Genomic DNA, 23,445 nt, shown 5'->3' on the forward strand with positions numbered 1-23,445 from the left:
CCAAAGGCTTAGATTAATTCAGTCATATTAAGCACGTAATAGTCTTGTATGTAATGTAACCTTAACGGAAGGAGGAGATTCTATGAGAGACGAGCAATACTTACACTATTTAGCGATTTTAAAGATGGGGTTAAACGAGCCATCTTATGATTATTTGTATCAACTGTGTCACGCTCACCTTCATACATTTGCATTTGAGAATATTAGTAAACTGGTCCTTACAGCTTCAGGGGAAGACTGGATACCATCCATTGAGCAATTTATCGAGAATTATTCGCTGCATCAATTTGGAGGAACCTGCTATACGTTAAATACTTCATTTATGCAGTTATTACTTAAAATTGGGTTTAACTGCTCGCCAGTTAAAGTAGGAAAAGATCATTTAGCGATTATCGTGTCATTAAACGAATCGAACTTTTATGTAGATGTTGGATCTGCAGCACCGATTTTTAAGCCGGTTAATCTTGACCTAGTGGAACCCTCCACTAGAATGTTTGGTTCTGACAAGATACAAATCACTCAAACAGAATCAGGATATGAATACATGAGGTGGAAGGATAATCAAAAGCGAGAGATGAATTGGACTTTTCACTTAAATGGTAATATGCAAGTTGAAGAGTTTAAGCCTATTTATCGTGAGTCCATTCAACCTGAAGCTTCATTTATGAACATTCTTCGCTGTAAGATATGGCAAAACAGTCGGGAACGATCACTTTCTCTTCTCAATAATGCGTTCACGATTGAAAATAACGACGGAGCCAGAACGACCACTTACTTATCGTCTGTAAGCGAAATAGAAAAATTGCTTGATAAGGAATTTAAATTGAAGAACATGCCGATAAGGGCTGCTATTGAGATACTCGAGAAGCGGGGAGTCAATGTATTTGTAAAGGAATGACATCAAACCAAACCGGGTCCATTCAAGATGGCCCGGTTTATTTACGTTCTATTCCTTTTGTTCATGCTTTTCTTTTGTCTCAGCTCTTCTTGTAAAGAAGATACTAATGAGAACGATCGTAGCTAATATAAGTAACAGTGTTGGAGAGATCGTAATAAAACCAGCTATATGAAGAATAGCCAACACTAGAAGAACCACGTTCATCAGGATTCGGATCGTTCGTAATACGTTCATGTTCATTAGACAGCACCTCATTTTTAAAACCGATCTACTTATACTATAAATCAATGCTGTGCTGTTTTCCATAGAAGTGTGAATGGACCTTGATTCGGGTAGACGAAGGGTGAGGTGAAGAAAATGGGATACTATGATTCAGTCGACTTCGATAACACTGATTTTCGCAAAGAGCCACATAAATATAAGGTCGGTCGTGGAGAGCAAGGTGTCTTGATGGTTGAGCCATACAAAGGAGAAATTTTACCTAATTGGCGGTTCAAAACACCTGACATTGCGCAGGAATCAGCAGATACGATTTATCAACAATACTGTGATTATAAAAAGAATGATGATTTTGTGGGAATGGATATGGCACGAAAATTCTTACAAATGGGTTACACAAGAGCTCGTCGCTACGCAAACTACCCCGGTGGCAAAAAGTACGACAAAAATGGTGATCTAAACGAACGCGATATTGATCAAACAAAAGCCAAATCAGCAAAGATCTTTGAAGAGAAATGGATCACTGTGCGTGAGGATGAAGAGTATCTAAAGATGAAGAAGGCGCATCAGAAGAAGTATGGGTGAAGAGGGTGAAGGGAACGTCCCTTTTTATCTGTAAGGGCTAGAGATAACTAAGAAATATGGAAAGAATGCAGACGATTCACTAAGTGGTCGTCTTTTTGAAATGGAACAAGCGAGTTTTCTCTCGGAGCGAGTATATTGCTACATTCATGTTTTCTAGTTTTATTAACTGCCGTGTGTCAAAAAAGTATTAGTGTGCAAAAAAGTATTAGGAATGACTCGAAGTACTGATACATAGCGATTATTTAATACAAAAATTAGCTATTGTCTGTAAAGTACGTCCATCTTATATTTAAATGGCAGAACATGACAATACTGCAAAGTTGAGAGGGGGACGTTTGAATGTTTAGAGGGAAAAAAGCAAAGCTAGGCTTGTCCTTATTAGGCGCAGGAGTTGTACTTCTTGTAGGCTGTAGTGAAAAAGGTTCTTCTACGAATGATGGTGAAGGTGGAGCTGCAATCGAGACGATTGATATTATGACGATGAGCTACACACCTGAGCCTCCACAGAATGATAGCCCAGTTATTAAAGAGCTGGAAGAACTGACGGGTAAGAAAATGAATATGCTATTTGTTCCTTCTACAACGTACGGCGATCGATTTAATGTAACGCTAGCTTCAGGAAATTTACCTCATGTGATGCTTGGCGATAAGAGTCCAAGTTATATAAGTGCCGTACGAGATGGTGCGTTCTGGGATTTGACCGATTATCTAGATGAGTATGAGAATTTAAAGGTTAACGATATCGTAAAAGAAAATGTCTCAATTGAGGGTCGCATTTATGGTATTCCTCGGGCAAGACCTCTTGGCAGAAATGCGGCGGTCATTCGAAAGGATTGGCTTGAAAACCTGGGCATGGAAATGCCAGAAACACTCGACGATTTTTACGAGATTTTGAAAGCGTTTACTTATGATGATCCAGATGGGAATGGTGAGGATGATACGTATGGAATGGCGATCTCCATGCACGAAGAACCATGGAACATCATGCAAACATGGTTTGGTGCACCAAACAAGTGGGGCTTTGATGAGGGAGGAGAATTAATTCCAGATTTCACAACGGAAGAGTACCGTGAAGCGATTAAGTGGTTCAATCAAATCTATGAGGAAGGTCTGATTAATGAGGACTTTGCCATTATGGATCCAACTCAATGGACAAATCCAATGGTCAATGAAGAAGTGGGATTAATTGTTGATGTAGCTGACACGGCTGGTCGAATTAATAAAGCGATGACGGACCGTGATCCAGAGTTGGATGATGTTCTGGATGTCTTTGGTGCGGTTAGTGGGGACCACGGGTTAGTCACCAAACCAACAACGGGTTACCACAGTGTCTTTTCTGTCTCAAAAACTTCGGTAAAAACAGAGGAAGAATTAAAAGAGGTTCTACAATTCTTAAATGATCTAAACTCTGAAGAGGCTCAAAACCTTACGATTAACGGAAACGAAGGTCGTCACTATGAAGTAGAGGATGGCAATTTAGTAAGTCTAGTCGCTGATGATGAAAAGATGCGAAATGAGTATCAGGATTTAAACCAGATTCAGATGTATCTTCCTGAAGAGAGGTTCTTAAAGCCAGAGGAATCGGAGCTGACGAAACGATCAAATGAGGTCATGGTTCAAAATGAAGAGATCGTCCTTCCAGATCCAGCGTATCCACTCGTATCAAAAATCTATGCGCAGCGTGGTCAACAGCTTGATAACATCATTGGAGATGCACGCATTCAGTACATCATTGGTGAGCTTGATGATGCAGGCTTTGATGAAGCCATTCAAACATGGATGAATTCTGGTGGCGAGGACTATGTGGAGGAAATTAACGAGTTATACAAAGAAGCTCAATCGGGGACTAATTAAACAACGTTCATACCGAGGCACAGCTCACGTGTAACCGACCTGTGCCTTTTGTATAGGAAAAAAGCTGATGGAGGTGGCTCTGTGACAAGGCTCAAAGGTGAATCCGCACTTCAAGCACCAATAAAAGTATCGCCTAAAAGGTCTAAATTTCAAAAAATCCTGCGTGATAAATGGATGTATCTGTTGCTTTTACCCGGTGTGATCTATTTTCTCTTATTTAAAATTTTACCAATGTGGGGTGTTTTACTCGCCTTTCAAAATTACTCACCTTTTCTTGGTTTTTGGGGAAGTGAGTGGGTAGGGTTTGAACATTTTCAGCGGTTTTTTAGTGATCCAGACTTTGTTAGGTTAATGAGAAATACAGTGATTTTGGCAATTTACGATTTGATTTTTTTCTTCCCAGCACCAATTATTTTAGCCCTACTTTTAAATGAAGTAAGGATCTCGATCTATAAGCGAACCATTCAAACCTTAGTGTATGTACCTCACTTTATGTCGTGGGTGATTATCGCCAGTATCTCGTACGTGTTCCTAACAACAAGTGGTGGGATCATCAACGTGTTAGTAGAAAGATTTACAGGAAGTCAGATATCGTTTCTTTCTCACCCGGATTGGTTCAGACCCATGATTATTGCCCAAATTATCTGGAAGGAAAGTGGTTGGGTAACGGTGATCTTCCTAGCTGCTCTAGCTGGTGTAAGCCAGGAACAATACGAAGCGGCCATCGTAGACGGAGCGGGACGCTTCCGGAGAATGTGGCATGTGACGCTTCCGGCATTAAGAAGTACGATTGTGATTCTACTCATCCTGAGGCTAGGGAATTTCTTGGATCAAGGGTTCCAGCAAATTTATTTGATGACAAACTCATTAAACCGTGATGTAGCCGATGTATTTGATACGTATGTCTACTTTATGGGGATTACCCAAGGGGCTTTTAGCTATAGTACTGCGGTTGGTTTATTTAAAGCCGTCATAGGGATCATTTTAATCTTTGGAGCAAATCATTTAGCCAAACGATTCGGTCAAGGCGGTATTTTCTAGAAAAGGAGGAACATAGGTGAAGATTCATAACACACCTGCAGGTCGAGTTTTTGACGTGTTTAACCATATCATTCTGTTATTCATTGGATTGGTGACGTTTCTGCCATTTGTTTATATTGTTGCTGGTTCATTCGCTACAGAATCTGAAGTGATTGAGCGATCCTTTTTTATCTGGCCAGAAACATTTTCTTTGAATGCTTATCAATACATCTTTTCAACGACAACGTTTGTTCGAAGTATTGGTGTATCCGTGTTAGTCACGATTGGTGGAACAATTGTCAGTTTGTTTCTAACTTTAACGATGGCTTATCCGCTTTCCCGCAAAGGATTAATTGGACGAAATATGCTGTTAAACATGATCATTTTCACCATGGTATTTAGTGGGGGAATGGTTCCTACTTATATGGTTGTTCGGACACTGGGATTGCTTGATTCATTGTGGGCATTAATTCTCCCTCTTGCAATCAACCCGTTTTACTTAATCATTGTAAAAAACTTTTTTCAAATGCTCCCTCATGAATTGGAGGAGTCGGCCAAGATTGACGGATGTTCTGAGATCGGTATCTTCTGGCGGATCATTCTTCCTCTCTCTAAACCGGTGATTGCTACATTCACACTGTTTTATGCTGTCTTTTACTGGAATGATTTCTTTCAAGCGCTTCTCTACATCAGTGATAGTAGCAAGTGGCCGGTACAATTATTGCTTCAGCAAATCATGAATGTTGCGGATACACGTCTTGGTGGAGAGGTGGACACGATGTTCCAAGAAACTCCTGCCGAAACCTTAAAACTCGCGGTCATTGTAGTAGCAACATTACCAATCTTGCTCTTCTATCCATTCTTACAGAAACACTTTGCAAAGGGTATTTTGATTGGATCGGTTAAAGGTTAACCTATTAAAATTGGAAAAGACTTCTTTCCTGACCTCTCGTGCTATAGAATAGAATGTACAATGTCTATTGCCACTGTACGAGAGGAGGAATCAAGTTGAACCTGATTAAGCGGATAAAACGAGGGTGGAGTCGAGAGTATTTTAGAAATAACTTTTTGCTCATCTTAATTATTACGTTTATCCCAGGAATCATCTCAGGTGTAGGTATTCAATGGTTTGGGGTTACGGCCGTTAAAGGCGAATTAAGAGAGCGTCACACCATTCAAATTGCTGAAACAGCTGAAATGGTTGATGATCAACTTGAATATCTTGAACTATCACTTTCATATTGGGCATTTGAAAAACGATTTGGTCCAGATCTATTGGACCGTAACTTTGTAAAAGATGTCCTTGAAACCCGAGACATGATGCAGCTACTTACTGTGATCCAAGGAAGTCATCCTTTGATTGAACGGGTTGAGCTGTATATTAATAAGGACGATGAACCGCTCTTATTTAGTCCCTTTTATAGTAAAGTGAAGCCAGTAGAGTACGCATATTATCAATCATTATTAAAATCTGATCATTCTATGGGGTGGACTCACCAGGAGCAGCCGCGTTCAGATAGAGAAGAGTCAACGATATTAAGTCACTCTATTCCGGGTGCGAGTCAAATGCCACTTGGAATGCTAAGTGTGACACTCGACCAAGAAAAGTTCGGTCAGCTCATTCAAACGTTAAAAACGGATGAACAAGGGATCACCTTTATCATGGATAGTCGACAACAGATGATTGCCCCAGGAATGGATTCAACTGATGCTCATTTTGTAAGCGCTTTAAAAAACGAATTAAGTCAGCTAGAAAGTAACTCTGGCTCCATTGAATACGCCTATAACGGAGATAGTTACTCTGTTTCCTTTGGGCAGCTTGACCGAGTAAATGATCAATGGACGTATGTATCAGCTGTTCCTTTATCAGCAATTACAGCTCCTATTGAATGGATTTCTAAAAGCATTGTTTTTATCTCGTTAACTGGATTAGTTGTTGCTCTCATTCTTACCTGGTTTGGATCACAAACGATTTACCGTCCTGTAGAACGCTTAATTGAGAAGGTTCAAAAAGAAAATGACGGAGATGAACCCGATAACCCTCAAGGAGAGTTTACCATGCTAGAAGAGGGGTTTACACAGCTGTACCAGGAAAGGCAACGACTAAAATCAAGATTAACATCTGAAACCCCACAACTACAAAAAAGCTTCTTGATTCAGCTGAGTCAAGGGTACTTTTATCAACAAACAAAGCAGCAATTAACCGAACGAATGGAGAACTACGGGTGGAAGATCGAGGGTCATGCTTTTAGAGTGATAGACATTCAGGCTATAGGAATGGACGAAGGAAATCATAGCTTTATTACAAGTGATGAGGGGTTAATTACGTTTTCGATTCAAAACATTGTCGAAGAGCTTTGTGAAAAATACTTTGATCAATTTTCCGTGTTAGATAACTACGATTTGTCCGTTAGCTTATTTCTAATTGAACAGTCAGCTCATACACAAGCCATTCGATCCTTTGTGCAGGAGTTGTCCTCCATTGTGAATCGACTGTTGAAGCTTCAGCTCATCATTTCAGTAAGTGAATCATCCAATCAGGTTAAGCGAATCCATGCATTATTTGAAGAGACGAGGCAAGGCAAATACCAACGCCGGTTTAAAAACCAAAATCAGATCCTGTTTTTAGAAGAGGCGCCAAAAGAGCATAAGCGCAACCAGTCTAGCTACCCTTTTGAAATCGAACGAGAGGTGATTCAATCGATTCGTAAAGGTGACAGGGAGGAGATCCACCATCAGCTTGAACGATTTCTAAATCAATTAGTCTCTCATGCGAAAACATGGGGAAGCATTCAAATGGGGATGTTGCAGTTGTTTAGCCGAATTCAGCACGAAATCCTTCATTCAGATATCCATTTAGAAGAGATCTTTTCTAATCGAAATCTATATTCGGAACTGAGTATCATTAAAGAGCCTGTGAGAATGTTGAGCTGGCTGGAGACAAAGGTTATTGAACCTTACTTAGCTCATTTAAAAGAGCGTGTAAATCAAGAAGCAAAAGGTCTTGTTGACGATGTAATTGCTTATCTAAAAGCTGCGTATATGGATGACATCTCACTCGATCATTGTGCAGAGAAATTCGAGACCAATGCACACACACTAAGTCGTAGTTTTAAAAAAGTAACAGGAACAAAGTTTATTGATTATCTTACAGAACTCCGAATCAATACATCTAAAAAGTTGTTAATCGAAACGAATCTTAAAATTCATGAAGTAGCAGAACAAGTTGGCTATAGACATAGCTATTTTAATCGGATTTTCAAAAAGTCGGTGGATCTCTCACCGAGTGACTTCCGCAAGAAGTATGGACAATAAAGACATTGGGGCAGGAGGATCATTGATGACAACACTCAGAGAACAATTTCTTCATCCACCAAGTGAATTCACTCCCATTCCTTTTTGGTTCTGGAACGATAAGCTTACACATGAAGAGATTAAGAGACAGATACACCAATTCTATGAAAAGGGAATTGAAGGATTTGTCATTCACCCTCGACTTGGGCTTCCTAAGAGTATTCGTTATCTCTCAGATGAATTTATGTCTTATGTGAGAACGGCTGTAGCAGAAGCGAGTTGTTTGTCCATGAGCGTCATGCTGTACGATGAGGCCATGTATCCATCGGGCTCTGCGCATGGACGAGTGGTACAGGATGATCCGATGTTTGCAAGTAGAGGACTTGAGATGATTGAGATACAACCAGGGGAAACGTTGAGGTTAGGACCAAATGAACGGTTAGTTTCACTTCAAATCATTGACGTTGTAAATGAAGATCTAGCTGTTCAGAACCTTTCTTTAAAAGCGTTTAAAACGGATCCTCCTAGTAAGGTAGTTTATGCATTTGTTGATAAGCCTTCAAATGGAACGATTCGAGGTGTCCATGTTGGCGAGGACGATGGAGAGCCTGAGGCACCTGCCTCTGCTGACTTACTGAATCCACTAGCTGTTCAATCATTTATCCATCATACACATGATGTCTACAAACAGTTCGTCGGAAAGTGGATGGGCACAACGATCACTGCGTTTTTTACAGATGAACCAGATATTCTCGGTCGAAATGCACCAGAGTCCTTAAGGCAATGGACGGAGAATTTCCTGGAAGACTTTATCAGACTAGGTGGTAAGGAAGAAGAGTTAGGTGCTTTATGGTTTAACTGCCATGCGTCAGAGAAGGTTCGCAGCCGCTTTAACCAAGCAGTTAATAAACGGTTATCTGCTGTGTATTATAAGCAGTTAGCCAGCTGGTGTGAGGAAAATGGCTTAGCATTAACTGGACATCCTGCAGCGAGCACGGATATCGGACTATTAGCGCATTTTCATATTCCTGGTCAGGATGTCGTGTGGAGGTGGGTGGCACCGGAAGATCATAAGGCGTTGGAAGGTCCACATTCAACAGCTGCAAAGTGTGGTGCTGATGCAGCAAGGCACGCTGGCAAACGTCGGAATTTGAATGAGTTTCTTGGTGTTTGCAGTAAAGATGGGGATTGGACACTTACAGCGGACGATATGAAGTGGTATATCGATTGGTTGGCCGTTAGAGGAGTAAATCTATTTTGCCCACATGCTTTCTATTATTCTGTTACGGGGAAAGAGCGTAGTCATGAGCGACCACCTGATGTAGGCATGCACAATAGCTGGTGGCCATACTACAATCAATTCTCAACCTATATGAAGCGTTTAAGCTGGCTTATGACAGACTCCGTGAACCAGGCGAACGTAGCTGTTCTCTGTACAGAAAACGACTTACCCTCTACATCCATCAAGTCGCTTTATGAGCATCAGGTGGAGTTCAACTATTTGGAGGAGAATCTCCTAGATCAAGCACTGATAGAGGAAGGAACCCTTGTAATCGGTTATCAACGCTATCAAACGGTGCTTGCTTTAGAAGAGGTTAATTTAAAAGAAGAAACGAAGGAGTGGCTACGATCGTTTCAAAAGCACGGGGGAAGGGTGCTGAGTAATGTAGATCCACATTTAGAATGCACCTTGAAGATGAATCCACACTCAGACAAGATCCGAGTAACACATGTTAAGAAAGCCGGGCAATCTTTTTATTTACTTGTAAATGAAGGAGAAGAGCGAGTCAAGGGAACATGTACAGTCCCGACAAGTTCACTACAAGCATGGAATCCTTGGACTGGAACCATTGCCCACGTTCGCAAGCGGACGCATCACACGTTTGAATGTGAGCTTGGACGCCGAGAGAGTATCATCCTTGTGCCTACAAAGGATACAGCGGCGAAGAAGAGAATAGACACAGATCATGCTCGTGTATGTATAGACATACCAAGTGAAGAATGGGAGATCACCTGCAATGAGGAGCAAATAGACGAAACAAAGCTAACATCTTGGACAACATGGGGAAAGGAGTGGTCATATTTTTCGGGGACCGTTCAATACGGGATAGAGGTGGAGCTGACACAAGAACAATGTGTAAGATTAAACAAGCTTGACGCTGGCACACTGTTTGATATAGCGGAGCTCTGGATAAATGACATCCACATTGGAAATAAGCTTTGGTCCCCTTATCAGTTCTTCATTCCAGATGGTGTGTTAAAAGAAGGGCAGAATCAAATTGCTTTGATTGTCACGAATAGTAAAGCAAACGAAATGGATCAGGTTGCAAGAGTGTCTGGGTTAATTGGACCCGTTCTGCTAAGCGATTAATCAGGAGTGATGTTGAATGCTAAGTCAGGGCGTAACAGGTGGAATCTATGCGGCTGGTGAAGTCTTCTTATTTCTAGTAAAACTGAATCTACTATGGATAATCGGGACAGTTGCAGGGCTCCTGCTCTTTGGTTTCGGGCCAAGTACATTAGCCATGTGTGACGTGATTAGGAGGTGGATGAGAAAAGAAGCTGACGTGCCTGTATGGCGCACGTTTTGGCAGCAATACAAGACGTATTTTTTAAGAGGAAATGGTTTATCGCTTGTATTCCTTTTCGGCGCTTTCATGATTTATGTGAATACTACCTTTTTTTTCGTGGAGTCTGCATGGGTTGTTATTTTTGTCCGATATGCCTTATTTCTCGTAGCGGCATTGCTCATACTTACAGCCCTGTACGTGTTCCCGGCGACCGTTCATTTTGACCTAACGCTATTAGATTCATTAAAGCAATCGTTTTTTATTGCTCTATATATGCCAGTACGTACGCTGTATATGGTAGCTGCTGTCTTAACCGTTTATCACATTCTATTTATGTTTCCTGTACTAATTTTTCTGTTTGGGATTAGCTTGTTCTGTTTTATCCAGCTCTACATTGTCCTACGTACCTTTGCTAAATTAGAAACAAAACAGACTAGCATGGCAGCTGCTCCTGTGTAATTCTTGATGCAAAAGTTGAGTATAGGACCTGCTCGTGACACTTATACTTTGTGTATAGAAGTGAAACGGGGGGAACGTATGCTGAACATGCTGCCCAATGTGCCGCAATCGTTTGTAACGGAAAGGTTATTTATAAGACTGCCTATGCCTGGGGACGGGAAAGCCGTCTTTGAGGCGCAGCAAGCTTCACTAAAGGAGATGCTGCCCTGGATCCATTGGGCTCATTATCAGTCGTCAATGGAACAAACGGAAAACGGAGTCCGATACGCGCATGAGCAATTTCTACGTAAGAAAGATCTGAGACTTCACTTATTTAATCGTCATACAGGCGTGTTTGTTGGCTCATCAGGTCTTCATAATATTAACTGGTCTGTGCCAAAGATGGAGATTGGCTACTGGGTGGATACCCGCCATAGTGGAAAAGGCTATATGACAGAGGCTGTGGCAGGTATTACAGGCTTTGCCTTTCAACAGCTGGGAGTCCATCGCCTTGAAATTCATTGTGATCCTGCTAATACATTAAGTCGAGCGATTCCTGAAAAACTGGGTTATGAGCTTGAAGCCATTTTAAAGCAAAATAGTCTTTCAACCGATGGTAGATCCTATCGGGATACATGCGTTTACGCTAAATTAAACATACATTCTAACAGCACGGGGTAGGAAGCTTCCTCGTGCAAGAGAGGGGAAGAAAATGAAAAAATATAGAGCAATCCAAGTTGGATTAGGTGGTTTTGGCAGGTCGTGGTTCGATCTGTTAATAGAACATTCTGAAGTAGAGATCGTTGCGGTGGTTGATCAACAGCCGGAGAGTCTATCCAAGATTCAAGAGACCACAACTGGTGATGCGTTTCAGCTATTCACTTCTTTTGAGGAAGCACTGACCGAGGTCCAAGCAGACTTTGCGCTAATCGTTACACCACCAAAATCACATAAAGCGTTAGCCGAACAAGCATTAAAGGCTGGATTACACGTCATGATGGAAAAGCCTCTAACGGACACAGAGGCGGAAGCAGAGGAGCTTTTGGCCTTTAGCCGTTCCTTTAATCAGTATGTCATGGTCAGTCAGAATTATCGCTGGAATGCACAAATTCAAACAGTGAAGCAGCTGACCTCAGCAGGTGAACTTGGATTTATTGAATATGTCGACTATGATTTTAACAAAGCGACACGCTTTGGTGGTTGGAGAGACGAATACGAAGAAATTCTCCTTCAGGATATGGCAATCCATCACTTTGATCTCCTCAGGTACGTATTAGACGATGAGGCTCGTTCCATTCAAGCGACAAGCTTTAAGCCCTCTTGGAGCTGGTTTAGAGGAAATCCTCATGCGGAAGTCGCAATCACGTTTAAGAAGGGGACACAAGTCCATTACCGAGGCAGATGGGCTGGTTTTGGAAAGAAAACAACATGGAATGGAACCATCCGATTTGTTGGTGAGAAAGGAGCCATTGAGCTAGTTGATGATCGAGTATACTTTTATAAGGGAGAATCAGATGAGCCCGTAGAAATACCTCTCATCACCCTTTCGGAATCAGATCGAATGATTTCACTCGATACATTCGTTCAATCAATCAAGCACAACACTGTTCCACCCACATCCATTGAAGATAACATCAAGAGTTTACAATTGAGCTGGGCTGCCATAGAATCATCACGAACTGGCGAACGGATAACCCTCTAATCTCTCTATCTTCTGCCATTCATGCTATAGTAGTAGCAGAAGACGAAGAGGCGGAGGTTTTGAAATGGGAAATCAGAACGGAGTCATCTCGCTCGGGGAAGTATTGGTTGATATGATTCCATTAGACCAGGAGAGTTCCACCTATCAAAAAAGTCCCGGTGGTGCACCTGCAAACGTTGCAGTAGGCTTAAGTCGTCTGGGGATAAGCAGTTATTTCATTGGGTCTGTTGGCGAGGACCTTCTAGGAAACTACTTGAAACAGACGTTGCAACAGTACGGGGTTCATACATCTGGTTTAAAACAAACATCGTTAGCCAAAACGCCACTTGTCTTTGTAGAGCTTGCTGAAAATGGCGAGCGAAGCTTTGAATTTTTAATTGATCAAAGTGCCGATCAATTACTAACTGCAGATGATCTTGATGAATCACTCTTTCAGCAAGCTAAAATCTTGCATATCGGCTCCATCTCAACGATCCATCAATCAAGTCGAGCAGCTACACATAAGGCCATTCATCTGGCTAAGGAAAATGGAATGCTTGTTTCATTTGATCCAAACGTACGTCTTTCTATTTGGCCGGACGAGCTTTCTGCGCTCGAGCAAATAAAAGCCGTCCTTTTCACAAGTGATATTGTCAAACTATCTGAGGAAGAACTTGAGTTTCTAACAAGTGAAACCGATGAGACATTAGCGGTATTAAAGCTGAAGGACTATGAGATCCCTTTACTCATCATTACTAAGAGAGAACAGGGAAGCACCTTTTACACGAATACGCATAAAGTGAATGTTCATGGCTTTAAAGTAAATGCCGTGGATACGACAGGTGCAGGAGATGCGTTTGTCTCAAGCGTTCTAGCTGAACTGAATCATTCAGAGGTCACACTTCAGGAGCTTCAACCAGAAAAGCTTAAACAAATTGGCACGTTTGCGGCTGTATCAGGGGCTCTTGCTGCTTCTACAAAAGGCGCCATGACTGCATTGCCGACAAGAGAAGAAATACTCGCTTTTTTGGAGCGTGAGTAGTAAAATAAACAATGTCAGATAATTTAACAAGTGTCGTATTTTGACGAATTTCGTATGATATACTTCCTTCAAACATATAGTAAGCATCTCAGGGTTCCGCTCAAGTTACATACGTGTAAGAGGGGTCAGGTCCGGGGAAGCGGCATCCTTGATGCTTAAACTGGGAGGAAAAGTCCGGTGAAGAATCCATTGATTCTTCCCGGGCTTTTTTGCTAAGAATGAATGGAGGAAGTAAAGATGGGTAAGGATTATGTAGATCATGATTTTGCACTGGAGGCCGTAACAGCTACGCACAGAAGAGGTTTCTGGAAAATGGCGATGCTGATGGTAGGCTTCACGTTTTTCTCAGCAAGTATGCTGGCAGGAGGTACGCTCGGTCAGGGACTCACATTTTCACAATTCATTATCACCGTTCTCATTGGGAATCTTCTGCTTGGCGCGTATACAGGTACTCTATCGTATATCGCAGCAAAGACAGGGTTATCCACACACTTGTTAACACGTTATTCATTTGGACATCAAGGCTCTTATCTTCCTTCGTTTTTATTAAGCATTACTCAAATTGGCTGGTTTGGGGTAGGCGTTATGATGTTCGCGCTCCCTTTTCAGAAGGTCACAGGGGTAAATATTTGGCTCGTTATTATTGTTGCGGGGATCCTAATGACGGCGACCGCTTACTTAGGCATTCGCGCATTAACAGTCCTTAGCTTTGTCGCTGTTCCGGCCATCGCCGTACTAGGAACGGTCTCAAGCACTCGAGCTGTAAGCTCAATGGGTGGATTCGAGGAGCTAATGGCCTATCAACCCGCCGAAACATTGGGTATCGCTGCTGCGATCTCAATTTGTCTTGGCTCCTTTATAAGTGGAGGAACACTGACACCAGACTTTGCACGATTCGCTCAAACAAAAAAAATTGCCGTTTCTACTACGCTGCTTGCCTTTTTCCTTGGAAACTCCTTAATGTTCTTGTTTGGAGCGATTGGCGCCATTTCAACAGGACAAGCAGATATTTCGGAGGTTATGTTTACACAGGGGCTAATCATACCTGCTTTGATCATCTTAGGTCTTAATATCTGGACCACTAATGATAATGCGTTATATGCATCGGGACTTGGCTTTTCAAATATTACAAAATTACCTAAAAAAATGCTGGTCATTTTTAACGGCATGCTTGGAACATTTCTAGCTATGTGGCTGTACAACAACTTCATGAGTTGGCTGAACTTTTTAAATTTAACGCTACCGCCAATCGGAGCAATCTTAATCGTTGATTATCTCATTCGAAGCAAGGGTCAATATGGAAAGCTCACGGAGAGTTCGACACCAGTTCGTTTTCAAGCAATTGTCGCTTGGTTAATTGGATTACTATGTGCCTTGTTCATACCAGGTATTCCACCGCTTAACTCTTTGCTGGGTGCCGGTGTAAGTTATGTAGTGATTAGCAAGCTAACAGAGAAGAAATAAACAAATAGAGAGAGGGAACAGATTATGATCATTAGAAATGCAACCTTACGAGATCGTGAAGGGAAATGGGACTTACTTATTAGCGACAACGCGATCGAGAAAATAGATCGTCGCATTGAGGCGGAAGGAGAGGATGTAATAGATGCAGGCGGAAATATGGTCCTCCCACCGTTCATTGAACCTCATATCCATCTAGATTCAACAATGACAGCGGGCGATCCAAATTGGAATCAGTCTGGGACCCTTTTTGAAGGCATTCAGCGGTGGACCGAACGAAAAGAAAAGTTAACACATGAAGACGTCAAACAACGTGCCAAAAAAGCATTAACGTGGCAAGTGGCGCAGGGAATTCAGTTTGTCCGCACACATGTTGATACCACTGACGAAAATCTGACGGCGTTTAAAGCACTTCTTGAAGTAAAAGAAGAAATGAAGCACTTAGTAGATGTGCAGCTTGTTGCCTTTCCTCAAGAAGGGATTCTCTCGTATCCAAAAGGAAAAGAGCTTCTTGAAGAAGCCATTCAACTTGGGGCCGATGTGGTCGGTGGGATTCCTCACTTTGAAATGACAAGAGAAATGGGCGTAGAGAGCATCAATATCTCATTTGACTTAGCCGAGAAATACGGCAAGCTGTTAGACTTCCATTGTGATGAAATTGATGATGAGCAATCTCGTTTTGTTGAAGTTGTCGCAGCCAAAGCCTACCAAACAGGCATGGGCTCTAAAGTGACAGCTTCCCATACAACAGCGATGCACTCATATAACAACGCCTATGTTGCCAAGCTCATGCGCGTGTTCAAGATGGCAGACCTAAACTTCGTTGCCAACCCATTAGTCAACACACATCTTCAAGGACGCTTCGACAGCTATCCAAAACGTCGTGGCATTACAAGAGTCAAAGAGCTACAAGAAGCAGGACTCAACGTTTCATTTGGACACGATGACATCTTTGACCCATGGTACCCACTTGGAACAGGGAACATGCTGCAGGTCCTACACATGGGACTACACGTCACACATCTAATGGGATACGATCAAATCAAACAATCCATTGATTTCATCACAACCAACAGTGCAAAGGTACTTAACATTCAAGATCAATACGGAATCGAAGAAGGCAAACCAGCAAACCTCATCATCGTCGGCGCACCAGACGAATTTACGATGATCAGACAGCAAGCCCCGGTGCTCTACTCCGTAAGAGCAGGACAAATCATCGCCCAAACAAAGCCAGCAGAGAGACTGGTTGCTGGGGACGAAGTAGAGTTTACGATATAAGATGTGAAGATCGCCCGTGGGCGATCTTTTTTTATTCGGAGCGGCGGGGAATTGGGGGGAGGTGCGCAAAAGGAGGTCAGAGTGCGCGGGAATCGGGGTGCAGTGCGCGAGAGGGGAGGAGAGTGCGCGGGGATTGGGGTGCGTTGAGCGGAAGACAAAGGTCATGCTCAAAAAAAGTCTGAATGCGCAAAAATACAGAGCACCCTCTCAAAAAGCCAGCATGTTCAAATAAAAGCACAACCTCCTCACCTAATACGGCACAATTCCCAATCATTCTTAAACTCTCCAGCCATTTCTTAAGAATTTCTTCAGTTTTTCAGTACTGGAAACTTCAGATATGGGGGGTACAATAGGACTATGAAGAAAAGGTTGAGCGGAGGTTAGACAATGACAGGTTATACAGTCATGGTTGTGGATGATGACAAAGATATACGCGACGGCATCGATATCTATTTAAAGAATGATGGATACCAGGTGCTCCAAGCGGAAAATGGGCAAGAGGCGTTAAATCTTCTAAAAAATAATGAGGTTCATCTGCTTATTTTAGACATCATGATGCCTGAAATGAATGGGATTGAGGCTACATTTAAAATAAGGCAAGAGCGCAACATTCCGATCATCATGCTAAGTGCGAAGTCCGAGGAAACAGACAAGATCCATGGTCTATCCATTGGCGCCGATGATTACATCACAAAACCATTTCATCCAATGGAATTGATGGCCAGGGTGAAATCGCAAATGAGAAGATATACACAGCTTGGCACATATGAAAAGAAGGATACCGTCATCCGTGTCGACGGACTGACCCTTGATCAAGAAGCAAAGTGCGTAAAACTTGATGGAGTCACTATCAAGCTGACCCCCATTGAGTATCGTATAACGGAGCTACTGATGAGACATCTTGGTCGTGTCTTTTCCATTCATGAAATCTACGAGCGAGTATGGAACGAACCCGCTTATAACTCGGAAAATATCGTTGCAGTTCACATACGAAAAATTAGAGAGAAAATTGAAGTTGACCCTAAAAACCCTCGTTATGTAAAAGTTGTTTGGGGTGTAGGCTATTTGATTGAAAAGGAGGCGAACCGACCGTGAGAGAGCATTTTGGCAAAACAATAAGCTGGAGTTTGTTGTTGGGGATTGCGTTAGTAGGTGTGTTCAGTCTGTTAAATAATGTTGGAGACATCGGTTCTGTTTTCATTGCTGTATTTAGTTTTCGGGATTTTACAACGCCTTTGATCATTTTACTTGGGATCGCAGCAATTGTTTATTTATCTACCTCTTTTAAACTAGACTTCGACTGGTTTGAAGACAATTCAATGAGGGGTAACTATAAAAAGATTTCTCTTGATGTTCGATTTATTTTCTTAGCAGTAACATTATTCATAGACTTCTTACTTTTCTTGGTGGCAGGTTTAGATTCCTTTTATAGTCTAAATTATATTGATATGGGTTTCTTTGTCATCTTTGCCTTCTACATCTTCTTCATCTGGCTCGCACTTCATCAAGTGATATGGCTTTATCTTGAGATCAAGGATAGCTCTTACTTAATCGAAGGCTTAAAACAAGGAGTAATTCTAAGAACATATCGTACGATTCGTGATGCTTTCTCAAATATACCTTTAGTTCTTAAATTACTTTTCTTTATATTAAGTATGTTTGTATGGGGAATTGGTACAATAGCACTGGTCCTTGCTCCAGGCGACTTAGCGGCACTATTTTTTGTTGTAAGCACTATATTCTTAGGCATCCCAACCCTCACTATCTTCCTACTAAGACTAGGCTACCTAAACCAAGTCTTCAAACAAACCGAACAGCTCACGAATGGAACGCTTCGTGCACCTTTAGAGATAAAAGGTCATTCCTTTATCACCACACACGCTAAGCACGTTAACCATTTGCGTGAAGGGATCTCCTACTCGATGAATGAACAGGCGAAAAGTGAGCGGATGAAAACAGAGCTTATTACAAATGTCAGCCATGACTTGCGAACACCGTTAACATCAATTATTACGTATACGGATCTGCTTAAAAATCCTGATCTCTCCGCGGAGGAGCGTCAATCCTATGTGGATGTTCTTGCAAGAAAGTCGGAGCGATTAAAAGTCCTGATTGATGATTTGTTCGACGTATCAAAAATGGCTAGTGGTCAAATTGAATTAAAGAAAGCAAATATAGAACTGAAGCAGCTGATTCAACAAGCGATTGTTGAGCACCAGGAAGCATTTGATCAGGAGCGGCTCGACCTTCGCTTAACCATGCCGGAAAACGATTTGTTTGTGTATGTGGACGGCCAGAAATGCTGGCGGATGCTTGATAATCTCTTATTAAATGTCTCAAAGTACTCTCAGCCGGGTACACGTGTGTATTTAACAGTGACCGCCCATGAGGAGCAAGTAGACATTGTCATAAAAAACATTTCGCGTTATGAGCTGAGTGAGAATCCAGAAGAGCTTTTTGAGCGCTTTAAGCGTGCCGATGAAGCGCGTCATACTGAGGGCTCAGGGCTCGGTCTAGCTATTGCGCAATCCATTGCTGAACTACACGGAGGGCAGCTTCAGCTAGAGATCGACGGAGATTTATTCAAAGTAACCATTCATCTATATAACCAAGGAGAGCTTCGTTCAAATTGAACGGAGTTTTTTTGATAGATTCGCGAAACGTTACAAGCAAATAATCGTAGATATAAGTAAGACATTGTTAAAGGTGGTTTTTTTATGAATTGCGATAAGTGCGGAAGTGAAACGATCGAATGCCATGTTGACCAAGGGTTATCAGGATTCATTGTTAAAAATCCTGAGGGAGCAAAGCTATTTACAAACAGCAAGCTCTCAGTGATCAAGCCCAATGTCTGCATTAGATGTGGATACACAGAGTGGTATGCTGAAACGCCAGAGAAACTGTTATAGAAAGTGAGTTGTCGTACATGCTATCAGAGTCCCTCATTCGAACCACATTTCAAGATAATCATCATGTAGGGAATATTGTAAGGGAAGAAAGTAACAAAGACTATGAGGGCTTTTCTATAAGCATTGATAGAATTACTTGTCGTAGCCGTCTTGCAAAAACCACTCCGAAAAAGAAAGGATACTTTGTAGCACTTTGGATAAAAGACAGCCAAGGTGTAAATCAAGCCTATACAGTAGATCAAACCTCCGACAAGACCATCATCTCAGTCATTGATTATACTCTGCACAAAAAAGGACAATTCGTCTTTCCAAAAGATGAATTAATCAAACGAGGTATTACAAAAACCAAGGATCAAAAAGGAAAAATGGCCTTTCGAGTGTATCCAGGTTGGGTGACAGATTTAAATGCGACTGCTAAGAAAACTCAGGTATGGCAATGCAACTATTTTATAGATTTATCAGGAAATCATTCGATAAGAGAGTTAGAGGATTTATATTTTCAAAAATAATCCAAAAGAAAATCTTGTAAAATGACAACCTTGTCGATTATAATAACGACAAGGTTGTCATTTTAATTTCTGGAGGGATATGAATGGCGGTAGAGTCTAAAAAGTTGTTTCAAAACAAGGGATATGTGTATATCATTGCTGCCCAAACGTTGTCGTCGCTCGGAAGCTGGTTAGATATGCTTGCCTTAATGGGACTTGTTGCATTGAAGTGGAATGCGTCGCCACTTGAAATGTCTGGAGCGATGCTGATGCTTGTAGCCCCCATGGTACTTTTAGCATCAATTACAGGAGTGTTAGCTGATCGGTTCGAACGCAAGCATATTATGATCATCTCGAACGTTGTCTGTATTGTTCTAGTACTTGGAATTGCGTTTTCCACAGCTCTTTGGCAGGTATATGCCCTGTTATTTGTTCGTGGATTTTTTGAAACGCTTTTTGGGTCTGCTAAAAGTGGAAAAGTTAAAGAAATCGTTGGGATGGAACATATTCAAGCGGCTATGGGCATCAGCGGAATGATTGATAATGCGTCAAAAATTATCGGGCCTTTTCTCAGTGGATTGTTGGTTGCTGTTATTGGCATCAAAGGTTCCTTTATTACAAACGCAGTAGTTGTTGCTGTGTCTACGTTACTCCTATTAAAAGTACCTACATCCTTAAAAACTCCTCAAAAAGTACAATCAACAAAGCGAAGCTGGGTGACTACGTTGCATGCTGACCTACGAGAAGGATTTCAATTTCTTCGCTCTATCCCAGTCGTTTTAATCAGCGTGTTGCTACTAAGCTTTATGGTGTTAGCTCTTCAAATTGCAGACACTCAGATCATTATTCTCCTGCGCGAACTTTTCACAGATCCAACGAAGATCATGGGCTATGGCATTGCGTGTGCTGGAGCTGGTACGTTTTTATCAAGTGCATACTACGCAAAAAGACAAATTCGCTCAACTCTAACAATTTTATTTACAGCTACGTTAATTATGGGATGTGTTCTAGTTTCTGTTGCATTACTTAGCGTTCTTCCCGTATCTGTCCTCACCATCGTGTATCCCGCATTATTTTTTAATATGGGCTTTTCCATTGGAGCAGTTTCCATTACCACAAACATTCTTGCTCAAAAACAAACACCTGTGGATAAGACTGGACGTGTGTTTGGATTTATCAACAGTTTAACCACATTTGGCATGTTACTTGGAATAGTAACAGGTGGACTACTATCGGAAGGGTTTGGAGTTGTGGTAGCATTTATTTTATCAGGGAGCTTGCTTATTATTCTCGGGCTTGTCACAATCCCTGTTAAATACGTGGTAGAAAGAAGGCACATCCATGTCTCCGAAAGTATCGCAAGCGCACAAGGAAAAGCGTAGAAATGAGATTATCGCAGCGGCTAAAACCGTTTTTATCCGAAAGGGATTTGAAAAGACAACAATGCATGATGTAGTGGAAGAGTCAGGTATGAGTCGAGGTGGGGTTTATCAATATTTCTCAAGTACTGAGGAGATGATGAGAGCCTTGATGGATCAAGGAGAGGAAGCATTTACAGGGCAAAAAGACAGACTCTATGAGAAATATGAAACAAGCTGGGGCGTACTTGAAGCGGTTGTGGAAGCGCATAATATCGTCCCAATGGATCCAATTGGCTTAGTTGTTTACGAATATTTTGTTGCAGGTTTCAGAGAGGCAACGAAGGAGCGAACGCACTATTTGAAAAAGCGTCTACATAACGTAAAAGGTTTTTATATTGACGTTATTGAAAGGGGAACGGCAGAAGGAGAGTTTAAACCAATCCAAACACCTGATGTGATTGCTTCGTACCTCATTATTTTAACAGACGGTTTAATTCTTCACCGTAACCTAGGAGAAGAAGTGGAAACCGATATTAGCGGATTAATAGAAGGCTTAAAAATCTATTTAAGAAATGCGTTAGGCATGCAATAAACATCGTCTCAAAATCAAAAAGAGTTGCATAAACTAATCGTATTAGTTAATATAAAACTAATACGATTAGTTTATTTGAAAAGGATGATGAAGATGAAGATAACGAAGATCAATCATATCTATCAGCTTGCTTTTTTGCCCACACTGTTTCCAGTTAATTGTTATCTTATCGAGGAAGAAGAGTATCTAACATTGATCGATGCGGCTTTACCATCAAGCTATAAGAAGATTTTGCAGACCGCAGAGAAGATTGGTAAACCGATACAACAGGTGATCTTAACGCATGCGCACAGCGATCATATTGGGTCTTTAGATAAACTAAAAGAACTGCTTCCAAATGTAACGGTTAGTATTTCAAAAAGGGATGCTCGTTTATTAAAAGGAGATAAGGGACTTTTACAAGGTGAAGAGAATACGCCCATTCGAGGCGGTGTACCAACATCGATTCAAACTATTCCAGATCGGTTACTGGTAGAAGGCGACCAGATTGGTTCCTTAACTGTTGTTGAAACTCCAGGGCATACACCAGGTTCTATCAGTCTTCTTGATACTCGAACAAATGCAGTCATTGTAGGAGATGCGTTCCAAGTAAGAGGGGGCATGGCTGTATCAGGTGTAATGAAATGGCGTTTTCCAGCTCCTGCATTCGCAACGTGGAGTAAAGGAAAAGCTCTCGAAAGCGCCATGAAAATTCATGAGTTGAACCCAACGCTACTTGCTGTTGGACATGGACAGATGATTACATCTCCTGAAGAACAAATGAACCTGGCCATAAAGGAAGCAGAAAGAAGGCATAATGGATGACACCAAGAAGAGGATTAACCATATCAGACATCATACACACAGCATCTACCATTGCTGATGATCAAGGACTTAAGCAGCTATCAATTGGAGCATTGGCTGAAAAATTAAAGATAAAGCCACCTTCCTTATATAATCATGTTCGTGGCCTTGATGAGCTACATGATTTACTTGCCGTTTATGGATGTCAAAAGCTTCTGGAAAAGCTAGAAGAGAGTATATTAGAAGTGAGTAAAGAGGATGCCGTTAAGCAATTTAGCTATGCGTACGTTACATTTGCCAAGGAGCACCCTGGACTATATGAAGCGACCTCTCGTGCTGCAGAGGAGGAAAACGTTGAGCTTAAACAGGCGCAAGAACAAATTGTACTTGTGATTCTGCGAGTACTAGAAGCCTTTAACTTAGAGAATGAACATGCGATTCACGTCATTCGAATGCTACGCAGCATGTTACACGGCTTTGTTACACTTGAGCAGGAGCAAGGATTTGGTTTGCCGTACGACTTAGATCAAACGCTTGAAGTGATGATTCGTACATTTTTGAAGGGGTTAACGGTTACTACTGACGATTTAATTTAGTTGTGTGTAGGAGAGTAACCACAGTTGTCATTAGAATGAATGCGACATACAGGAATACTATATTTTCTCCTAGAAATGAAATGAGAAAAGGCATGCTCAAAAACGTAAACGCCATGATTAGAGAGTAGATCCCTAACCCTTTTGCAATCTGGTCATGGTTCGACTTAATCAAATTCCTTGAAAATCCTAAGCTGAAAAAAGTAACAAAGGATAGATTTCTCTTAATGCCTAAACCGTAAGCTGCAATCATTAAAACGAGGAATAGGAATAAACAAACAAAAAAACCATCCGGCATGGTGACGCCTCCTTTTATGGTGGAGCAGTTCGTATAGTCATTTATTATTTCATTCGTACTCAACGTCTTTAAAAAAGA

General features: G+C 41.6%; 23 protein-coding genes. 21 read left to right on the forward strand and 2 right to left on the reverse strand.

The annotated features are described in order from the left end of the window. Positions 1-82 precede the first annotated feature (82 nt). The gene (locus JNO66_RS12760) at positions 83-898 is read left to right on the forward strand and encodes an arylamine N-acetyltransferase (RefSeq protein WP_203088700.1); all 816 of its coding nucleotides are present in this window, start codon (positions 83-85) and stop codon (positions 896-898) included. Positions 899-946: 48 nt separating this feature from the next. On the opposite strand, the gene JNO66_RS12765 is transcribed toward JNO66_RS12760, so the two are convergent. After that, on the reverse strand, positions 947-1,132 hold the full coding sequence (locus JNO66_RS12765; RefSeq protein ID WP_210340870.1) for a hypothetical protein: 186 nt from the start codon (positions 1,130-1,132) through the stop codon (positions 947-949). 123 nt (positions 1,133-1,255) lie between these two features. On the opposite strand from JNO66_RS12765, the gene JNO66_RS12770 reads away from it, so the two are divergent. The 20 genes from JNO66_RS12770 (at position 1,256) to JNO66_RS12865 (ending at position 23,072) form a co-directional block, all read left to right on the forward strand. After that, on the forward strand, positions 1,256-1,702 hold the full coding sequence (locus JNO66_RS12770) for a DUF4385 domain-containing protein (RefSeq protein ID WP_203088704.1): 447 nt from the start codon (positions 1,256-1,258) through the stop codon (positions 1,700-1,702). A gap of 339 nt (positions 1,703-2,041) precedes the next feature. Continuing rightward, positions 2,042-3,556: an extracellular solute-binding protein gene (locus JNO66_RS12775; protein WP_203088706.1), complete on the forward strand. Its 1,515-nt coding sequence runs from the start codon at positions 2,042-2,044 to the stop codon at positions 3,554-3,556. Between the two features lie 120 nt (positions 3,557-3,676). Then, on the forward strand, positions 3,677-4,597 hold the full coding sequence (locus JNO66_RS12780; protein ID WP_273753398.1) for an ABC transporter permease: 921 nt from the start codon (positions 3,677-3,679) through the stop codon (positions 4,595-4,597). 16 nt (positions 4,598-4,613) lie between these two features. Beyond that, positions 4,614-5,489 carry a carbohydrate ABC transporter permease gene (locus JNO66_RS12785; RefSeq protein ID WP_203088708.1) on the forward strand — a complete coding sequence of 292 codons (876 nt, stop codon included), beginning with the start codon at positions 4,614-4,616 and terminating at the stop codon, positions 5,487-5,489. A 95-nt stretch (positions 5,490-5,584) separates the two neighbouring features. Continuing rightward, positions 5,585-7,891 carry a helix-turn-helix domain-containing protein gene (locus JNO66_RS12790; protein WP_203088710.1) on the forward strand — a complete coding sequence of 769 codons (2,307 nt, stop codon included), beginning with the start codon at positions 5,585-5,587 and terminating at the stop codon, positions 7,889-7,891. 25 nt (positions 7,892-7,916) lie between these two features. Then, a complete protein-coding gene (locus JNO66_RS12795) occupies positions 7,917-10,241 on the forward strand; it encodes a glycosyl hydrolase (protein WP_203088712.1) in 2,325 nt (774 codons plus the stop codon). A 16-nt stretch (positions 10,242-10,257) separates the two neighbouring features. After that, positions 10,258-10,899: a YesL family protein gene (locus tag JNO66_RS12800; RefSeq protein ID WP_203088714.1), complete on the forward strand. Its 642-nt coding sequence runs from the start codon at positions 10,258-10,260 to the stop codon at positions 10,897-10,899. Positions 10,900-10,977: 78 nt separating this feature from the next. Beyond that, the gene (locus tag JNO66_RS12805) at positions 10,978-11,559 is read left to right on the forward strand and encodes a GNAT family N-acetyltransferase (RefSeq protein ID WP_203088716.1); all 582 of its coding nucleotides are present in this window, start codon (positions 10,978-10,980) and stop codon (positions 11,557-11,559) included. A gap of 31 nt (positions 11,560-11,590) precedes the next feature. Further along, complete coding sequence (locus JNO66_RS12810) at positions 11,591-12,580, forward strand: Gfo/Idh/MocA family protein (RefSeq protein WP_203088718.1); 990 nt, start codon at positions 11,591-11,593, stop codon at positions 12,578-12,580. Positions 12,581-12,644: 64 nt separating this feature from the next. Further along, the gene (locus JNO66_RS12815; RefSeq protein WP_203088720.1) at positions 12,645-13,601 is read left to right on the forward strand and encodes a carbohydrate kinase family protein; all 957 of its coding nucleotides are present in this window, start codon (positions 12,645-12,647) and stop codon (positions 13,599-13,601) included. A 237-nt stretch (positions 13,602-13,838) separates the two neighbouring features. Then, positions 13,839-15,065 carry a cytosine permease gene (codB, locus tag JNO66_RS12820; RefSeq protein WP_203088721.1) on the forward strand — a complete coding sequence of 409 codons (1,227 nt, stop codon included), beginning with the start codon at positions 13,839-13,841 and terminating at the stop codon, positions 15,063-15,065. A gap of 24 nt (positions 15,066-15,089) precedes the next feature. Next, complete coding sequence (gene codA / locus JNO66_RS12825) at positions 15,090-16,343, forward strand: cytosine deaminase (protein ID WP_203088724.1); 1,254 nt, start codon at positions 15,090-15,092, stop codon at positions 16,341-16,343. Positions 16,344-16,730: 387 nt separating this feature from the next. Further along, complete coding sequence (locus JNO66_RS12830) at positions 16,731-17,438, forward strand: response regulator transcription factor (protein WP_203088726.1); 708 nt, start codon at positions 16,731-16,733, stop codon at positions 17,436-17,438. Then, positions 17,435-18,976, forward strand: coding sequence for a sensor histidine kinase (locus tag JNO66_RS20915; RefSeq protein ID WP_273753311.1), 1,542 nt, complete (start codon positions 17,435-17,437; stop codon positions 18,974-18,976). The genes JNO66_RS12830 and JNO66_RS20915 overlap by 4 nt, the downstream gene beginning before the upstream one ends. A gap of 84 nt (positions 18,977-19,060) precedes the next feature. Beyond that, positions 19,061-19,252, forward strand: a complete 192-nt coding sequence (locus JNO66_RS12840; RefSeq protein WP_203088728.1) for a hypothetical protein — start codon at positions 19,061-19,063, stop codon at positions 19,250-19,252. Positions 19,253-19,269: 17 nt separating this feature from the next. Continuing rightward, positions 19,270-19,761 (forward strand): MepB family protein, encoded by a 492-nt coding sequence (locus JNO66_RS12845; protein ID WP_203088730.1) that lies wholly within the window; start codon positions 19,270-19,272, stop codon positions 19,759-19,761. An 83-nt stretch (positions 19,762-19,844) separates the two neighbouring features. Then, positions 19,845-21,122: an MFS transporter gene (locus JNO66_RS12850; RefSeq protein ID WP_203088732.1), complete on the forward strand. Its 1,278-nt coding sequence runs from the start codon at positions 19,845-19,847 to the stop codon at positions 21,120-21,122. Then, positions 21,082-21,693, forward strand: a complete 612-nt coding sequence (locus tag JNO66_RS12855) for a TetR/AcrR family transcriptional regulator (protein ID WP_203088733.1) — start codon at positions 21,082-21,084, stop codon at positions 21,691-21,693. Before JNO66_RS12850 ends, JNO66_RS12855 begins: the two co-directional genes overlap by 41 nt. A gap of 93 nt (positions 21,694-21,786) precedes the next feature. Next, positions 21,787-22,497: an MBL fold metallo-hydrolase gene (locus JNO66_RS12860; protein WP_203088734.1), complete on the forward strand. Its 711-nt coding sequence runs from the start codon at positions 21,787-21,789 to the stop codon at positions 22,495-22,497. Beyond that, complete coding sequence (locus tag JNO66_RS12865) at positions 22,494-23,072, forward strand: TetR/AcrR family transcriptional regulator (protein WP_203088735.1); 579 nt, start codon at positions 22,494-22,496, stop codon at positions 23,070-23,072. Before JNO66_RS12860 ends, JNO66_RS12865 begins: the two co-directional genes overlap by 4 nt. Here JNO66_RS12865 and JNO66_RS12870 read toward each other — a convergent pair. Then, the gene (locus JNO66_RS12870; RefSeq protein ID WP_203088736.1) at positions 23,053-23,367 is read right to left on the reverse strand and encodes a hypothetical protein; all 315 of its coding nucleotides are present in this window, start codon (positions 23,365-23,367) and stop codon (positions 23,053-23,055) included. The genes JNO66_RS12865 and JNO66_RS12870 overlap by 20 nt on opposite strands. Positions 23,368-23,445 lie beyond the last annotated feature (78 nt).

Source organism: Alkalicoccobacillus gibsonii, from assembly GCF_016798245.1.
GTDB classification, from domain to species: domain Bacteria; phylum Bacillota; class Bacilli; order Bacillales; family Bacillaceae_D; genus Alkalicoccobacillus; species Alkalicoccobacillus gibsonii.

What these genes read in the sequence shown, in the direction of transcription:
- JNO66_RS12760 (WP_203088700.1), top strand. Translation starts at nt 83, where the DNA reads ATGAGAGACGAGCAATACTTACACTATTTAGCGATTTTAAAGATGGGG.
- JNO66_RS12765 (WP_210340870.1), bottom strand. Translation starts at nt 1,132, where the DNA reads ATGAACGTATTACGAACGATCCGAATCCTGATGAACGTGGTTCTTCTA.
- JNO66_RS12770 (WP_203088704.1), top strand. Translation starts at nt 1,256, where the DNA reads ATGGGATACTATGATTCAGTCGACTTCGATAACACTGATTTTCGCAAA.
- JNO66_RS12775 (WP_203088706.1), top strand. Translation starts at nt 2,042, where the DNA reads ATGTTTAGAGGGAAAAAAGCAAAGCTAGGCTTGTCCTTATTAGGCGCA.
- JNO66_RS12795 (WP_203088712.1), top strand. Translation starts at nt 7,917, where the DNA reads ATGACAACACTCAGAGAACAATTTCTTCATCCACCAAGTGAATTCACT.
- JNO66_RS12800 (WP_203088714.1), top strand. Translation starts at nt 10,258, where the DNA reads ATGCTAAGTCAGGGCGTAACAGGTGGAATCTATGCGGCTGGTGAAGTC.
- JNO66_RS12805 (WP_203088716.1), top strand. Translation starts at nt 10,978, where the DNA reads ATGCTGAACATGCTGCCCAATGTGCCGCAATCGTTTGTAACGGAAAGG.
- JNO66_RS12810 (WP_203088718.1), top strand. Translation starts at nt 11,591, where the DNA reads ATGAAAAAATATAGAGCAATCCAAGTTGGATTAGGTGGTTTTGGCAGG.
- JNO66_RS12815 (WP_203088720.1), top strand. Translation starts at nt 12,645, where the DNA reads ATGGGAAATCAGAACGGAGTCATCTCGCTCGGGGAAGTATTGGTTGAT.
- codB (WP_203088721.1), top strand. Translation starts at nt 13,839, where the DNA reads ATGGGTAAGGATTATGTAGATCATGATTTTGCACTGGAGGCCGTAACA.
- codA (WP_203088724.1), top strand. Translation starts at nt 15,090, where the DNA reads ATGATCATTAGAAATGCAACCTTACGAGATCGTGAAGGGAAATGGGAC.
- JNO66_RS12830 (WP_203088726.1), top strand. Translation starts at nt 16,731, where the DNA reads ATGACAGGTTATACAGTCATGGTTGTGGATGATGACAAAGATATACGC.
- JNO66_RS12840 (WP_203088728.1), top strand. Translation starts at nt 19,061, where the DNA reads ATGAATTGCGATAAGTGCGGAAGTGAAACGATCGAATGCCATGTTGAC.
- JNO66_RS12845 (WP_203088730.1), top strand. Translation starts at nt 19,270, where the DNA reads ATGCTATCAGAGTCCCTCATTCGAACCACATTTCAAGATAATCATCAT.
- JNO66_RS12850 (WP_203088732.1), top strand. Translation starts at nt 19,845, where the DNA reads ATGGCGGTAGAGTCTAAAAAGTTGTTTCAAAACAAGGGATATGTGTAT.
- JNO66_RS12855 (WP_203088733.1), top strand. Translation starts at nt 21,082, where the DNA reads ATGTCTCCGAAAGTATCGCAAGCGCACAAGGAAAAGCGTAGAAATGAG.
- JNO66_RS12860 (WP_203088734.1), top strand. Translation starts at nt 21,787, where the DNA reads ATGAAGATAACGAAGATCAATCATATCTATCAGCTTGCTTTTTTGCCC.
- JNO66_RS12865 (WP_203088735.1), top strand. Translation starts at nt 22,494, where the DNA reads ATGACACCAAGAAGAGGATTAACCATATCAGACATCATACACACAGCA.
- JNO66_RS12870 (WP_203088736.1), bottom strand. Translation starts at nt 23,367, where the DNA reads ATGCCGGATGGTTTTTTTGTTTGTTTATTCCTATTCCTCGTTTTAATG.